At 44.6% G+C, this 13,112-nt stretch carries 11 protein-coding genes, 1 tRNA gene and 1 pseudogene; 7 read left to right on the top strand and 6 right to left on the bottom strand.

Going from position 1 to position 13,112, the window contains the following annotated elements; all coding sequences use genetic code 11:
• Positions 1-47 precede the first annotated feature (47 nt).
• On the bottom strand, positions 48-2,192 hold the full coding sequence (locus FDF36_RS17975; protein ID WP_220392287.1) for a glycoside hydrolase family 172 protein: 2,145 nt from the start codon (positions 2,190-2,192) through the stop codon (positions 48-50).
• An 89-nt stretch (positions 2,193-2,281) separates the two neighbouring features.
• On the opposite strand from FDF36_RS17975, the pseudogene FDF36_RS21590 reads away from it, so the two are divergent.
• A pseudogene (locus FDF36_RS21590) lies at positions 2,282-2,365 on the top strand (DUF4369 domain-containing protein); the annotation flags it as partial.
• Positions 2,366-2,559: 194 nt separating this feature from the next.
• On the opposite strand, the gene FDF36_RS17980 reads toward FDF36_RS21590, so the two are convergent.
• Positions 2,560-3,519: a FimB/Mfa2 family fimbrial subunit gene (locus tag FDF36_RS17980; RefSeq protein ID WP_220392288.1), complete on the bottom strand. Its 960-nt coding sequence runs from the start codon at positions 3,517-3,519 to the stop codon at positions 2,560-2,562.
• 102 nt (positions 3,520-3,621) lie between these two features.
• Here FDF36_RS17980 and FDF36_RS17985 point away from each other — a divergent pair, with 102 nt between their 5' ends.
• The 3 genes from FDF36_RS17985 to FDF36_RS17995 all read left to right on the top strand — a co-directional run bounded on the left by FDF36_RS17985 (position 3,622) and on the right by FDF36_RS17995 (position 5,156).
• A complete protein-coding gene (locus FDF36_RS17985; protein WP_220392289.1) occupies positions 3,622-4,251 on the top strand; it encodes a hypothetical protein in 630 nt (209 codons plus the stop codon).
• Positions 4,252-4,299: 48 nt separating this feature from the next.
• The gene (locus tag FDF36_RS17990) at positions 4,300-4,863 is read left to right on the top strand and encodes a cob(I)yrinic acid a,c-diamide adenosyltransferase (RefSeq protein WP_005782133.1); all 564 of its coding nucleotides are present in this window, start codon (positions 4,300-4,302) and stop codon (positions 4,861-4,863) included.
• A 71-nt stretch (positions 4,864-4,934) separates the two neighbouring features.
• Positions 4,935-5,156, top strand: coding sequence for a DUF2795 domain-containing protein (locus FDF36_RS17995; protein ID WP_002558131.1), 222 nt, complete (start codon positions 4,935-4,937; stop codon positions 5,154-5,156).
• 73 nt (positions 5,157-5,229) lie between these two features.
• Here the strand turns inward: FDF36_RS17995 and FDF36_RS18000 are convergent, their stop codons facing one another.
• Genes FDF36_RS18000 through FDF36_RS18010 form a run of 3 tightly spaced genes read right to left on the bottom strand, consistent with a single transcriptional unit; the run spans position 5,230 to position 8,862 of the window.
• A complete protein-coding gene (locus tag FDF36_RS18000) occupies positions 5,230-6,417 on the bottom strand; it encodes a porin (protein WP_220392290.1) in 1,188 nt (395 codons plus the stop codon).
• Between the two features lie 32 nt (positions 6,418-6,449).
• Positions 6,450-7,508, bottom strand: coding sequence for an L-asparaginase 2 (ansB, locus tag FDF36_RS18005; protein WP_220392291.1), 1,059 nt, complete (start codon positions 7,506-7,508; stop codon positions 6,450-6,452).
• 43 nt (positions 7,509-7,551) lie between these two features.
• Complete coding sequence (locus FDF36_RS18010) at positions 7,552-8,862, bottom strand: anaerobic C4-dicarboxylate transporter family protein (RefSeq protein WP_220392292.1); 1,311 nt, start codon at positions 8,860-8,862, stop codon at positions 7,552-7,554.
• A 321-nt stretch (positions 8,863-9,183) separates the two neighbouring features.
• Here FDF36_RS18010 and aspA point away from each other — a divergent pair, with 321 nt between their 5' ends.
• Together aspA and FDF36_RS18020 are read left to right on the top strand one after the other, a co-directional pair.
• Complete coding sequence (gene aspA / locus FDF36_RS18015) at positions 9,184-10,617, top strand: aspartate ammonia-lyase (RefSeq protein WP_220392293.1); 1,434 nt, start codon at positions 9,184-9,186, stop codon at positions 10,615-10,617.
• A 143-nt stretch (positions 10,618-10,760) separates the two neighbouring features.
• Positions 10,761-11,921, top strand: a complete 1,161-nt coding sequence (locus tag FDF36_RS18020) for a 6-bladed beta-propeller (protein WP_220392294.1) — start codon at positions 10,761-10,763, stop codon at positions 11,919-11,921.
• 183 nt (positions 11,922-12,104) lie between these two features.
• Here the strand turns inward: FDF36_RS18020 and FDF36_RS18025 are convergent.
• A tRNA-Ser gene (locus tag FDF36_RS18025) sits at positions 12,105-12,192 on the bottom strand.
• 339 nt (positions 12,193-12,531) lie between these two features.
• On the opposite strand from FDF36_RS18025, the gene FDF36_RS18030 reads away from it, so the two are divergent.
• Positions 12,532-13,110 (top strand): porin family protein, encoded by a 579-nt coding sequence (locus tag FDF36_RS18030; protein ID WP_005791491.1) that lies wholly within the window; start codon positions 12,532-12,534, stop codon positions 13,108-13,110.
• Positions 13,111-13,112 lie beyond the last annotated feature (2 nt).

Below are 13,112 nucleotides of genomic sequence, written 5' to 3' on the forward strand. Positions count from 1 at the left end.
ATGGATTATTTTACGAAATAGACATTGGGGCATCCGTTGCTTTATGGTTAAAGTGGCTCGATCTGTATACAATCCAGTCCGAACAATGTTCCTGTCGATAGCGGATTTCGGCCGATTAATTCTATCCGCAGGATAAATTTGCCGTTTACAGGTTTATATGTGCCTAAATCAATGGCATTTGTGGCTTCGACTTTCTCGCTGTAACAGTCCAACTGTCTTCCGTTTTTGGGGTGATTTACATACAACCTTATATTGCCGTAGTCGGTTGCTTTGGTACAATATAGACTCAAGCTGTATTCACGATCCTCAAAACCGGAGAATTCGAACTCAATGTAATCGCCTTCCTTACCGCCATGGCATACCAGGTGGTCTTTTAAGTTCCATTTGCCCGGATGCCCGCTGAGTCTTTGTCTGTCATAACGCAGCCTTTCTGATTTGGAAGTTGGTCGGATTTGGCAAAAATCAATGGCATTTGGTATGCTGCAGACAGGAGATTGAGTGGGGGTAGGCAATAATCCTGCTTCTATTTCTTCTATGCCGGAAGAGCCTGTGGCTTCGGAACCTAAGTCTCCGTACCAGAATACAGTCGAAGAGTAATCTACCGTCCCGTTTTCCCAACCTAACAATTCGAAATCGAACTTCAATTGCCGGTTGAAGGGAATGGCATCTAAGCATCTGACTCTGAAGAAGCTGTTGTAGCCATAAAAATCTCGCATATCCTGGCGGGGTTGCCCGGCAAATGGTGTCTGACTTTTAAAATAACCATCGAAACTGTAGTAGTCTTCAGTGCCTGTTCCGAAATGGGAGGGAAATGGTTCGTGATCTACGGTTATTTTTTCATCTCCTTCCCCATACCACTCTGTCGTATGGTTGAAAAGTGATAGCAGGTCTCCCCGATAAACTCCTCTGCCGGATATAGTGGCGAAATTCCAATCCATACATTTTTCATGTTCCATCCAGGTGACGACGGGCAGACCACGTTCCTGCTTCCAGGCTGTATGGAAATAGAGAGACCGGTTGTCCCACTCATAGGGCTGTGAAACAATATCTGTTTGTATATCGGCTTTGTATGGAGAGAGGTTCAAGATCGTGATTTCACAATCTTGCTTATAGGGCATCAACCATTTGCTGCAGACAATCCCTTTGCCGTCGGAATAGAAGAAAAAACTCCTGGACGCAAAAGATCCCATGCCGGAGCCTGCAAAATCGGATAGTGGAGCCCATACGGTTTGTTTTCCGTCAAAGCTTATGGTTACGATCAGGCTACGCATCAATAGGGCAAAATTGTCTGTTCCGGGTTTCAGGTTTTTATCTGTTTTCACATTGAACTGAAGAAGGCTGATCGCTCTTTTTCCTGTGTGAAGGTTCAGCTTTTGTTTTTCACCTTTATTTAATGAAAAACTCTGTTGATGGTTAAGTGAACCTTTGCCATAATCAGACTGGGGATCAAATCCCTTATCCATATTTTTATAGAGTGTGTCGGATGTTTTTTCTGCTAAAGCGGGTATGCGGTCTGCCACTTCCTGTGAGAAAGTTTCTACCGGAGTACCTGTGGGGTATTTGCGGTAATTGAACAAAAAGTGTCGGTTAGTCCGTTCGGGGGTAAGTTCCTCCATGGTTACTTTGCAGCCGTTGTTATAGGGGACAGGTAGATAAATCAGGCTGCCTCTGTTCCATCTATTGTCCGGTTCGATTAACCCTTTCTTCAATCCTCGCACACCGAACTTCTGGAGATCATAAGAGGGCACCTCCCAGCCCGGTTCGTCTTTTCCGTCAAAATAGAAACGTAAGATTGTATTTATGCTGCCAAAGGTTGTGAGCCATATACGGGTAATGGCACCGGGACCTTTGTCCTCAAAAAGAACCTTTTCTTTTCGTCCGTCGCGTTCTTCAAGGCGGATAAATCCTTCGCCGTCGTCGTTGGCAAACCAGCCCGGCTGGTCGGGAGAAACGGATCTGCGATCGTAACTGCTTTGCTGCATGCTATGATAGGGCAGGGCCGGATAACGAGTCATCTCGTCGCGTGAAGTCATCTCTTCCAAGAGGGTTTCTACGGTGATCGGGGACTTTTTCTGTGCAAATGAACCCATGCATAGAATGGAGAAGAGCAAGGTGATGCTCAACCTTATCATTCCTGTTGTAAACTTGGGTTTCGAGTACGATAGTAAGAGTTGTTTTGATTTTGTGTTCATACCATAATTTGATTAATGATTCGTGATGGCAATATTAGGAAAGTATATCGACTTAGACTATAATAAAACGTACTAAATCATAGTACTGTGGTTACATACTATATGAAGCCTATCAGGACAAGCTAACTGAAAAACAACAGGCCGAAGCGCGAAAAACACTCGGCATCGGTTAGTGAAAACATACCGGAATACACAGACAGGAGTTTTACCTGGTTCTTCTGCCTGTCCGGTACTTTTAGTGTTGCACCGGAAGGCTCCGCGAGGAGGTTTCCGGTTTTGTGTTCTTGCTGTCGGGATCTGTAAGAGTGATCACTCTGCCCGGCAGTCGTCGGATGGAGTCCGGATTTCGCTGAAGGTAGCCTGATGATTATTCCAGTACCGGTACATCTATCGTTTCGTTCTCTTCTTGCCAGTTATCAATGGTGAATCCCCCGGAAGTTTCTTCCGAGAAGATATCACCCAAAGTTAGTGTAAGGGTCAGTTTGTTGTTGGCTTTTAGCGGGGCATTCAGTGGTTGCTGATAGACCTTGGTGTTTCCGTTTTTAAGTTTGATGATCAGTTTGAACATCGGCTTGGCGGACGATGGGAAAAGCATGACCGTGGCATTACTCATCTGAGTGCCATCTGTCGACAATACAAGTGGGAAAGATACTGTTTTGGTTTGATTGACCGGAGCGGCTGTATACATGTTCAACTTCTCGGCAATGCCTCCTACGTGTACTTCCATGCTGGCAATACTGGAACTGAGAATACCGTTGTTCTTGTTCTTGACGATTACTTTCAGTCCGGCAACAACACGCTGCATGGCTGCACTCAGTTCCTCCGTGCCGATATGTGCCGGTTTCACTGTATACACCAAGTCGAATACCGGATAGTAGGTCGTATCCGCCGAGACCTTCCGGAGCCCGAAATACTGTTGTGAAAGGTCACCTCCGATACTGATCTGGGGATCGACGACGACCGGATTGCTGTAAATCGGTTCTTCATATTTCGGGGTACCCCAGTATATCATGTTGTAAGTGCCTACCGGGAGAGATATTTCCCTGTTATTATCTCCGTAGATCTCTCCGTTCTGGAGGTAATACATTCCCGGGAAGGGTGTTAGCTTGCCTCCGATATAATTGCCATAATAAATGGCACCTCCTGCCTGGCAAGGGTAGGCTTCCAATACACCCGTCATCGGACTCTGTGTATCGGATAGGGTAACACTTAAATCGGGAGTGACCAAATTCCCATTATCGTCTTTACAGGTTACGCATGAATCATCATCCGAGCAGCTGTAAAATATTGCAGCGGTCAGAAGGGTCAGGAATATTAATTTCTTCATAAATCTTCTGGTTTAGGTTTTTAATTACTTGCATATAACACTTTACTTCTCAAATGGTTTTATATATCTTTGCGCATTGAACGCGATATATTTCAATTTATTATGAACGGATTTCTACTGTTGAAACGTCCTTTTATCTGGTTGGCCCGCTTTCGCCACCGTTGTGGATATGGGGTTCATTCACCGTTTGCTTTCGACCTGATAACCAACGTCATCTATGAGCGTACGCCTTACTATGCTTATAATTCGCTGGAAGCCGAGCAAAAGAAGATGTCGGCAAGTCCCGGCAGGAAGTGGCGGCATGAATCAAAAAAGGTGAACCGGTTATTGTTCCGGTTGGTCAACCGGATGCAGCCTGCTACGATTGTGGATGCCGGAACGTTATCGACATCGTCCTTGTATCTGCAGGCCGGACATGCCAAAGCCGGTTATCTGGGCGCTTCTGATTTGTCGGAACTCTTTTTAGAGAAAGATACACCTGTCGATTTTCTTTATTTGCATCATTACCGTAATCCGGAATTTGTAGAGAAGGTATTCGATATCTGTGCATCGAGAACAACGGAACAAGGAGTTTTTGTGATTGCCGGTATCTGCTATACGAAAAAGATGAAAGCACTCTGGAAAAAGATACAGCAGGATGACCGGACGGGTGTTACATTCGACTTATATGATCTTGGAATCGTCTTTTTCGACCGTACGAAGATAAAACAGCACTATATCGTCAACTTCTGAATCCTTTTGTGTGTTAACCTTTACAGAAATAATAAACTTACTATCATTATGAAAAAGAGTCTTGTATATACAAAAACGGGTGATAAAGGAACAACGGGTCTGATAGGAGGAACCCGTGTGCCGAAAACCCACATCCGCCTTGAAGCGTATGGAACGGTCGATGAACTGAACTCGAATCTGGGATTACTGGCAACTTACCTAATGGACGAGCATGATTTGGATTTCGTACAGTCGGTGCAGGATAAACTGTTTGCCATTGGTTCGCATCTGGCCACTGACCAGGAGAAGATCCAACTGCACGATGTCAGTATTATTACCCCTGCCGATGTAGAAGCTATTGAACGTGAAATTGATGCTGCCGACGAAATTCTTCCGCCTTTACATTCCTTCATCATTCCGGGAGGAAGTCGTGGCTCGGCACTTTGCCACGTTTGCCGTACCGTTTGCCGGAGGGCGGAGCGGCGTATTCTTGCATTATCCGAAAGCTATACAATCTCTGCCGATTTGCTGGCTTATGTCAACCGGCTGTCTGATTATTTATTTGTCTTGTCTCGTAAAATGAATTTTAATGAGGGAAAAGATGAAATATTTTGGAATAATAGTTGCAAGTGAAATATTTTATTATACTTTTGCCGAAAAATAGAGAGTAGGTAATAATATTCACATTTTAAATACGAAAGCTTATGTATTGGACGTTGGAATTAGCATCTAAACTGGAAGATGCTCCTTGGCCGGCAACTAAGGATGAACTGATTGATTATGCCATGCGGTCGGGTGCTCCTCTTGAAGTGATTGAAAACCTTCAGGAAATGGAAGATGAAGGCGAAATCTATGAAAGTATAGAAGATATTTGGCCGGATTACCCCAGTAAAGAAGATTTCTTCTTCAATGAAGAGGAGTATTGATACGGACGAATGAATTGAAAATAATGAATAGTCCCGATAAACCAGATCGTTTATCGGGACTATTTTATTGGGATTAGAACATTGGTAGCTGATAGATGAAACCTAAAGACAAACGATTGGTACTGTAGTTCTCCTGTCCCAAAACTTTGGCACGATGTGTGAAATCGTATGAACGCCCCACGTAGGTCAGGAAGAAATGCAGGTTGGTCTTCATCGGGTAAAATTCTACTCCGGCCAGGTATCCCCAAGAAGTACGATAGTTACCTTTTTCAATGCCATCAGCCGCTTTAGTAACCGAAGCTGTTTCGTACATACCTTTTACAAAAGCATTCCATTTCGGGAGGAAACGGTAGTTGAGCTTGGTCACCACAGATAAGTAATCGGCGTTGAAAGCATTGTGTCCGCTGGCATTACCCACGATTCCTGTGATAGTACCGTTGCGGTCGATACCTTCCTGTGAATACATGAAGTCGACAAACATATTGAACTTATCCAGATTCAGTTCGTTGCCCACTGCATAATAGTAAAGGTTCTTGCCCTTAGCTTCACTCATGACGGAGGCCGACCAGCGGGTTTTGAATACCTCATTGAAGTTGCCGTTCCAGTTCAGGGTATAGACCAGTGGCATCTTCCCCGATCTGAGATCCGGCAATTTGCCTTCCGAATCTTCGGTGATTCCGTATGTCTTGTCAAACGAACTGTTACGGCTATTCAGAATCTGCAGGTTGAGTTGCTGGGTGGGGGTAATATTATAACCCACGTTCAGTCCGGTCATAAAATTACTCATATTCTCAATCATGTCACTGTATTCGTAAATGTCGATTGGATTCAGGTCGAACTCAAATCCTCCGTAAGCGGCACATTGCTTACCGGCAAAGAAAGAGAACTGATCGTTCAGTTTCACACCGATTCCGGCATAGTCTATCGAGGTAGGGATGTTATCGATCATTCCTCCTCCTTCGTTCGAACGGTTCAGGCGTTGACGATAGCGGTAAGAGAGCCAGTTGTTGAGATTACCTTTTGCTTCGATGCGGAGTTGACGCATTTTGAATACTCCTTCGTCGAAACCATCGCGGAAGTTAGCGTCAAAACTACCTTGCATATTGAGGTACAGATTGAACTTATCCGTCTTTTTTTGCACGTTGGCCAACTCTTCGTACAACGATTTGTTTTCCAGAAACATTTCTTTCTTTTCTGTCTTTTGTGCATACACTCCTTGAATGCTGCCCGCAAGGAGCAGCATTGCCATTAATTTCTTCATAAGTGTTCAGGTTTTATCGGTCTAATGCCCGGTTAATACTCATTAAAATATTGCTGGATCTGCTTCCAGTCGTTGGTTTTGGTCAGTGCAAGCATCAGCAGTACACGTGACTTTTGCGGGTTCAATTCCTGCGAAGCGATAAATTGATATTGAGCATCATCCACCTCGGCATCCAGTGTCGTAGGTCCGGTCGGTACACGGGATGAACGGACAACGAGTATTCCTTTCTTACGGGCTTCCGTCAGTACCGGGAAAATGTTCTTGTGAATGTTTCCGTTACCTACGCCGGCATGGATAATACCCTTATAATCGTGGTGTAGAAGTGGGGTTACCATATCTGCCTCAATGTTTGAGTAACTATAAACGATACCTACTTTAGGCAGAGTGTTCAGGTTGGTTACGTCGAACACAGACTGAGTGGTATGCTTTTTCAGTGGGGCTTGGTTGTAAAATACCTTTCCGTTGAAGATATAGCCCAACGCTCCGGAGTTGGGGGCCTGGAAGGTTTGTACATCGATTGTATTCATCTTTAATACGCTTTCTGCCCCAAGAATCAATCCGTTCATGGCTACCAGTACGCCTTTGCCTACAGATTCTTTGGCTCCTGCGGTGACTACGGCGTTATAAAGGTTCAGCGGACCATCGGCACTAAGTGCGGTGGAAGGACGCATGGCTCCTACCAGCACCACCGGCTTGTCGCTTTTGACGGTCAGGTTCAGGAAGTAAGCCGTTTCTTCCATTGTATCTGTTCCGTGAGTGATAACGATGCCGTCGATATCCGGACGTTTCAACAACTGGTTGATCTTTTTGGCAAGTATCAGCCATACTTCGTCGTTCATGTCCTGCGAACCGATGCGCACAATTTGTTCACCGGTCACATTGGCAATGTTTTTTAGTTCGGGTACTGCATCCAGCAGTGTACCGATTGCTACTTGTCCGGCTGTGTAATTGGTAGAGGTTGCCGAGCCGCCTGTCCCGGCAATCGTTCCTCCGGTAGCAAGGATGTGAATGTTTGGCTTCTGTGCGAAGGCCATCATTGTGGAAAGCAGTAGTGTAACCACTACAAGGCTTAGTCTTTTTAGTTCTTTCATGACTCAACTGTTATTTAGGTTAAAAAATAGATAGTTCGTATTTTTAAAATACCTGGATGAAGAGCAATCCGAGTACGATAGCTACAACGGTTGATACCAATCCGGGCATCATAAACGAATGATTCAACACATATTTACCGATTTTGGTTGTTCCTGTACGGTCGAAATTGATGGCAGCAACCACCGTCGGATAATTCGGAATGAAGAAGTATCCGTTTACGGCCGGGAACATGGCGATCAGCATATACGGCGAAATGCCGAGGGCGATGCCCAGTGGCATCAGTGCACGTACTGTGGCCGCCTGACTGTAAAGCAGGATAGACATTACGAACAAAGCTATTCCGAATAACCACGGCATCTGCCGAACCAATCCTTCGATAGATTCTGTCAGTTGCCCCATGTTGCCTTGCAGGAATGTGTCACCCATCCAGGCTATACCGAAGATGGCGATTACCGCCTGCATTCCTGCCGGGAAAACAGAACCTTGTGTTGCTTTGATTCCATCCGTCTTGGTAATTATCAGGATAAGCGCAGCTGCCGAAAGCATTACGATTTCAATAATGGCAGACATCCCTAATGTAATGGTTTCTCCGTCTATCAGGAAGGTGGGGCGCATACCGTCGAAAGACCCGAAGAGTACGATGAAGGCCGTTGCTAAAATGAAAATCAGAACCGAGATCATTGCATTGCGCTTGTTGTGTACGTCCTTAATTTCCACTTTCTTAGAGTCGAAATACCCTTCTGCCAATCGCTTCTGATATTCCGGGTCGTCTACCAGTTCTTTACCCACTTTCATTGAGAACAGTGCACCTACCAGCACACCGATAATAGTAGCGGGGATTGTTATTTTTAAAATGTCAAATAAAGTAATGTCAAAACCTGCCAGAAGTCCGAGCAAGGCAACTGTGGCTGCCGAAATGGGACTGGCCGTGATGGCTTGCTGGGAAGCGATAACGGCGATGCCGAGAGGGCGTTCCGGACGGATTTTTGTTTCGGTGGCCACTTCGGCAATCACCGGCAGTACGGAATAGGCAACATGTCCCGTACCGGCAACGAAGGTGAACAGATAAGTCACAATAGGGCTCAAAAGAGTGACGTGCGACGGGTTTTTACGCAATAACTTTTCTGCCAGCTTCACCATATAGTCCAGTCCGCCGGCTGCCTGCATGCACGATGCAGCCGAAATAACTGCGGCAATCATCAACATTACATCGATTGGAGGGGCTGTGGGTTGCAGTCCGAAGACAAAAGTCAGTATTCCTAAACCTACGCCGCCCATTACTCCGAGTCCGATACCTCCTAAACGGGCACCGATAATAATAGCTGTCAGTACAAAAGCCAATTGTAAAATCATATCTTTCTTTTTTAATTTTTGGGCAAAGATAATTTAATAAATTGTCTCTGAATTGGTAAATGATATGGTAATCAACAAAAAAGAAGTTAATTGGTTTTTGCTGGTTTGCATATTTTTTCATTGTGAAGGAGATTTTATAAAATATCTCTCAATCGGATGCTATTTACAATATGATACATGTATTTGCTTTATTATACGTAAATTACTCCTTGTTTAAAGTATGTTAACTAAATAGTGAATATGATTGCTTTCAAAACAATATTGCTTAAGTTTGGTTATTATAAACACAGTTAAGATTATAATTGTTAATAAAGATATATTATGAAAGAAGAATTATCGAAAGCAACTCGTACAGAGAGTGATTTAATAGGTGAACGTGAAGTACCCGAAACCGCCTTATATGGCGTACAAACCCTTCGGGGAATAGAGAACTTCCGCATTAGTAAATATCATCTTTGTGAGTATCCCTTATTTATCAATGCACTGGCCATTACCAAGATGGGAGCCGCTATGGCTAACTTTGAACTTGGATTGCTGACCGAAGAACAGGCAAATGCCATTCTCCATGCATGTAAAGAAATTCTGGAAGGCAAACATCACGACCAATTCCCGGTAGACATGATTCAGGGTGGAGCCGGAACTACCACCAATATGAATGCCAACGAGGTGATAGCCAACCGCGCACTCGAGTTAATGGGACATAAACGTGGGGAATATCAATATTGTTCGCCCAATGATCATGTTAACCGTTCGCAGTCTACCAATGACGCTTATCCGACCGCTATCCATATCGGTATGTATTATACGCACCTCAAACTGGTGAAGCATTTCAAAGAAGTGATCGGTGCTTTCCGGAGAAAAGCAGAAGAGTTTGCACATGTGATCAAGATGGGGCGTACACAGTTGGAAGATGCGGTGCCGATGACGCTTGGGCAGACATTCAATGGTTTTGCCAGCATCCTTCAAGATGAAATTAAGAATCTGGACTTTGCTGCACAGGACTTCCTGACAGTCAATATGGGAGCTACTGCCATCGGAACCGGAATTACCGCCGAACCGGAATATGCTGCCAAATGCATCGCGGCCCTCCGGAAGATTACCGGGCTGGATATCCGTTTGGCCGACGATCTGATAGGAGCTACTTCCGATACTTCCTGTCTGGTGGGATATTCTTCAGCCATGCGTCGTATAGCTGTAAAAATGAATAAGATTTGTAATGACTTGCGTCTTCTGGCATCCGGCCCGCGTTGCGGGTTGGGTGAGATTAATCTGCCCGCTATGCAACCCGGTTCGTCTATCATGCCCGGTAAGGTAAATCCGGTTATCCCCGAAGTGATGAACCAGATCGACTATAAAGTGATAGGCAACGACCTTTGCGTGGCTATGAGCGGTGAAGCGGCTCAAATGGAGCTGAATGCGATGGAGCCGGTTATGGCACAATGTTGCTTTGAATCTGCCGATTTGCTGATGAATGGGTTCGATACACTGCGTACCTTGTGTGTAGACGGCATTACGGCCAATGAGGAGAAATGCCGGAAAGATGTTCACAACAGCATCGGTGTGGTGACAGCCCTCAACCCTGTCATCGGATACAAGAATTCTACTAAGATTGCCAAAGAGGCACAGGAGACCGGTAAGGGAGTTTACGAATTGGTGTTGGAACATAACATTCTTTCAAAAGAAGATCTCGATACGATCTTGAAGCCGGAAAACATGATTCATCCGGTGAAACTTGATATTAAGCCCAATCATTGATACCAAGCATAGAAGCCTAATTTTCAGTAAGTAGGGGAGGAAATGCCCGAACGGGCATTTCCTCCTTTTTTATTTTTAGGGTGTGGTAGCGTACAAATTTCGGCAATAATATGTATCTTTCCCGTCGGTTAATAATTTGTACTATGAAAAGACTCCCGTTTTATTTTTGGGTATCCCTTGCGTTGGCTTCGTGTCAGGGGGGCAAGGAAGCATTGAAGCAGGCTCTGCCTGTAATTGATATGACCGAAGATTATCCCGAAAAGGAGATCGTGTTGCAGGATATTGCTGACATAAGCTATATTCCTTTGGAGACTAACGATGAATTTCTGTTCGACGGTTCGGTTGAAGTGGTCACCGATCAATATGTGATAACCAAAGGACATCGGGGAAACGACGTCTGCTTCTTCAGCCGGCAGGGAAAAGCACTCAACCGCATCCACAGGGTCGGTAACGGTCCGGGTGAATACAAGGATATCGGTTCGATAGATGTAAACCCGGCGAACGGCGAACTTTACCTGAAGGAGATGAACCGTCAGCAGATTCACGTCTATTCTCTGGACGGAAAGTTTAAGCACTCTTTTACTTTCCCTGAAGGGAAACGGATGAGTCGCATGTGCCTGTTCTCTCCCGACTATTTGATAGCGGAACAGGAGTCAAAGGTGTCGGACGATCAGGATGCCAACTTCTATCCTTATCTTTTGGTCTCTACCCGGGACGGGCATCTGGATTCACTGGACTATGTGCAGAAAAGAAATATTCTCGTCAAGCTTATTGTCAATGCGGAAAACCATTCATACGCTTATCTTCTGGAACCCTCTTTGATTCGTAATGGCTCCCACTTTTATATCGGCAATCCCGACTCGGATACCTTGTTTGCAATGAATCCGGACCGCACCTTGGAACCATTGTTCGCCCGCATTCCTTCGCATTCGGAAGAAGGAAACAAGTATGGTTTGTTTTTACGCGGAGTAGCAGGATCCTATTTCTTTCTGACTAAGCAACCTATGGAAGTGCCGATGAACAGTATCGAGGCATTGGATTTGAAGAGTGAAGAATGGTTGTATGATTGTCGTACACAGGAAGTCTGCCATTACTTATTGAAAAATAAAGATGATACTTCGAAGCATGTGGAAGGTATTATGTTCTATAGCTATCCCGAAGACTGCGGTTTGGCGGTTCTGAAGTCCGAAGACCTGATGGATGCTTATGAAGCCGGTCAACTGAGCGGTGAATTGAAGGAGATAGCCGCCGGACTGAAAGCCGACGACAACCCGGTATTGATGTTGATTCACTTCAAAAAGTAAGGAAGCCTTCCTCACCGAGGACGCAAGAAGAAAGTCGCGTCGTATGCTCTCGTCCGGCATAGAAAGCTTCCGCTTGCATTTGACATAAAAAAAGAGATGTGCCGTAGATTCTTATTTCTCGGTGCATCTCTTCTTTTTGAGTGGCCCCACTTGTGGGGAGACGGACAAACAACAAAATTATTGCGGAAAGAGTGGGATTCAAACCCACGGAACGGACAAGCCGTCCACCGGATTTCGAGTCCGGCCCATTCGATCACTCTGGCATCTTTCCTTGAAGTAGCACAAAGGTACATGGATTTTCGGTCCGTTGTTCCGGTAAAGGTGTTTTTTTCTTCTTGTCTGCATCTGAATGTTTCCATCCTGAGACGGTAAGGGTATTTTTTAAGGAGAGGATTTACCGGATGGGCAACTGGTATATGCTGCCTTAGGAAGATGTTCACACGGGCTTTCCGATAGATGGCATGTGCCTTTATGTGAACGTTACTAAAAAACAAAACAGGGTAGCGTAATGTTATACAATAGAAAGCTTTGCTGAAAATATGCAAACAGATTTAATGTTTTTTTAATTTAAAACTATATCTTTGTCCCGAATTTTAAACACAACTTAGTTATGAAAAAGATTATTAGTGCTTTAATGATAGCTGTATGTATCGGTATGGCTATGCCTGCTCAGGCACAACTTATCAAGTTTGGTGTGAAAGGTGGTGTAAACCTGGCAAAAGCTGATTTTAATAAGTCTGATTTAAAAACAGACAACTTCACCGGATTCTTTATCGGTCCGATGGCTGAGGTTACTATTCCATTGGTAGGTCTGGGTGTTGACGGTGCCCTTTTATTTGCTCAGAGAGGTGTAAAAGTCGGTGATGAGTCTATCAGACAGAATGGGCTTGATATTCCAATCAACTTAAAGTATACTATCGGTTTGGGTAGCGCATTGGGTATCTATGTAGCAGCCGGTCCGGATTTCTATTTTAACTTCTCCGGTGATAAAAACTATGGAGAGCTTGGACGGTTGAATAAAAAAAATGCTCAGGTAGGAATCAATGTAGGTGCTGGTGTGAAGCTGTTGAGACACTTACAAGTAGGTGCCAATTATAACATTCCGTTGAATAAAACGGCAGAATGGAAAGAAGCTGATTTCTCTTATAAGACTAAAATGTGGCAGATTTCCGCAGCTTACATTTTCTAAGA

The organism is Bacteroides fragilis, from assembly GCF_019583405.1.
Taxonomy (GTDB): domain Bacteria; phylum Bacteroidota; class Bacteroidia; order Bacteroidales; family Bacteroidaceae; genus Bacteroides; species Bacteroides fragilis_B.

Bases quoted from the DNA above. Each gene is read 5' to 3' on its own strand.
- FDF36_RS18000 (WP_220392290.1), bottom strand. From the start codon at position 6,417: ATGAAGAAATTAATGGCAATGCTGCTCCTTGCGGGCAGCATTCAAGGA.
- FDF36_RS17985 (WP_220392289.1), top strand. From the start codon at position 3,622: ATGAACGGATTTCTACTGTTGAAACGTCCTTTTATCTGGTTGGCCCGC.
- FDF36_RS18030 (WP_005791491.1), top strand. From the start codon at position 12,532: ATGAAAAAGATTATTAGTGCTTTAATGATAGCTGTATGTATCGGTATG.
- FDF36_RS17975 (WP_220392287.1), bottom strand. From the start codon at position 2,192: ATGAACACAAAATCAAAACAACTCTTACTATCGTACTCGAAACCCAAG.
- FDF36_RS18020 (WP_220392294.1), top strand. From the start codon at position 10,761: ATGAAAAGACTCCCGTTTTATTTTTGGGTATCCCTTGCGTTGGCTTCG.
- FDF36_RS18010 (WP_220392292.1), bottom strand. From the start codon at position 8,862: ATGATTTTACAATTGGCTTTTGTACTGACAGCTATTATTATCGGTGCC.
- aspA (WP_220392293.1), top strand. From the start codon at position 9,184: ATGAAAGAAGAATTATCGAAAGCAACTCGTACAGAGAGTGATTTAATA.
- FDF36_RS17980 (WP_220392288.1), bottom strand. From the start codon at position 3,519: ATGAAGAAATTAATATTCCTGACCCTTCTGACCGCTGCAATATTTTAC.
- FDF36_RS17990 (WP_005782133.1), top strand. From the start codon at position 4,300: ATGAAAAAGAGTCTTGTATATACAAAAACGGGTGATAAAGGAACAACG.
- ansB (WP_220392291.1), bottom strand. From the start codon at position 7,508: ATGAAAGAACTAAAAAGACTAAGCCTTGTAGTGGTTACACTACTGCTT.
- FDF36_RS17995 (WP_002558131.1), top strand. From the start codon at position 4,935: ATGTATTGGACGTTGGAATTAGCATCTAAACTGGAAGATGCTCCTTGG.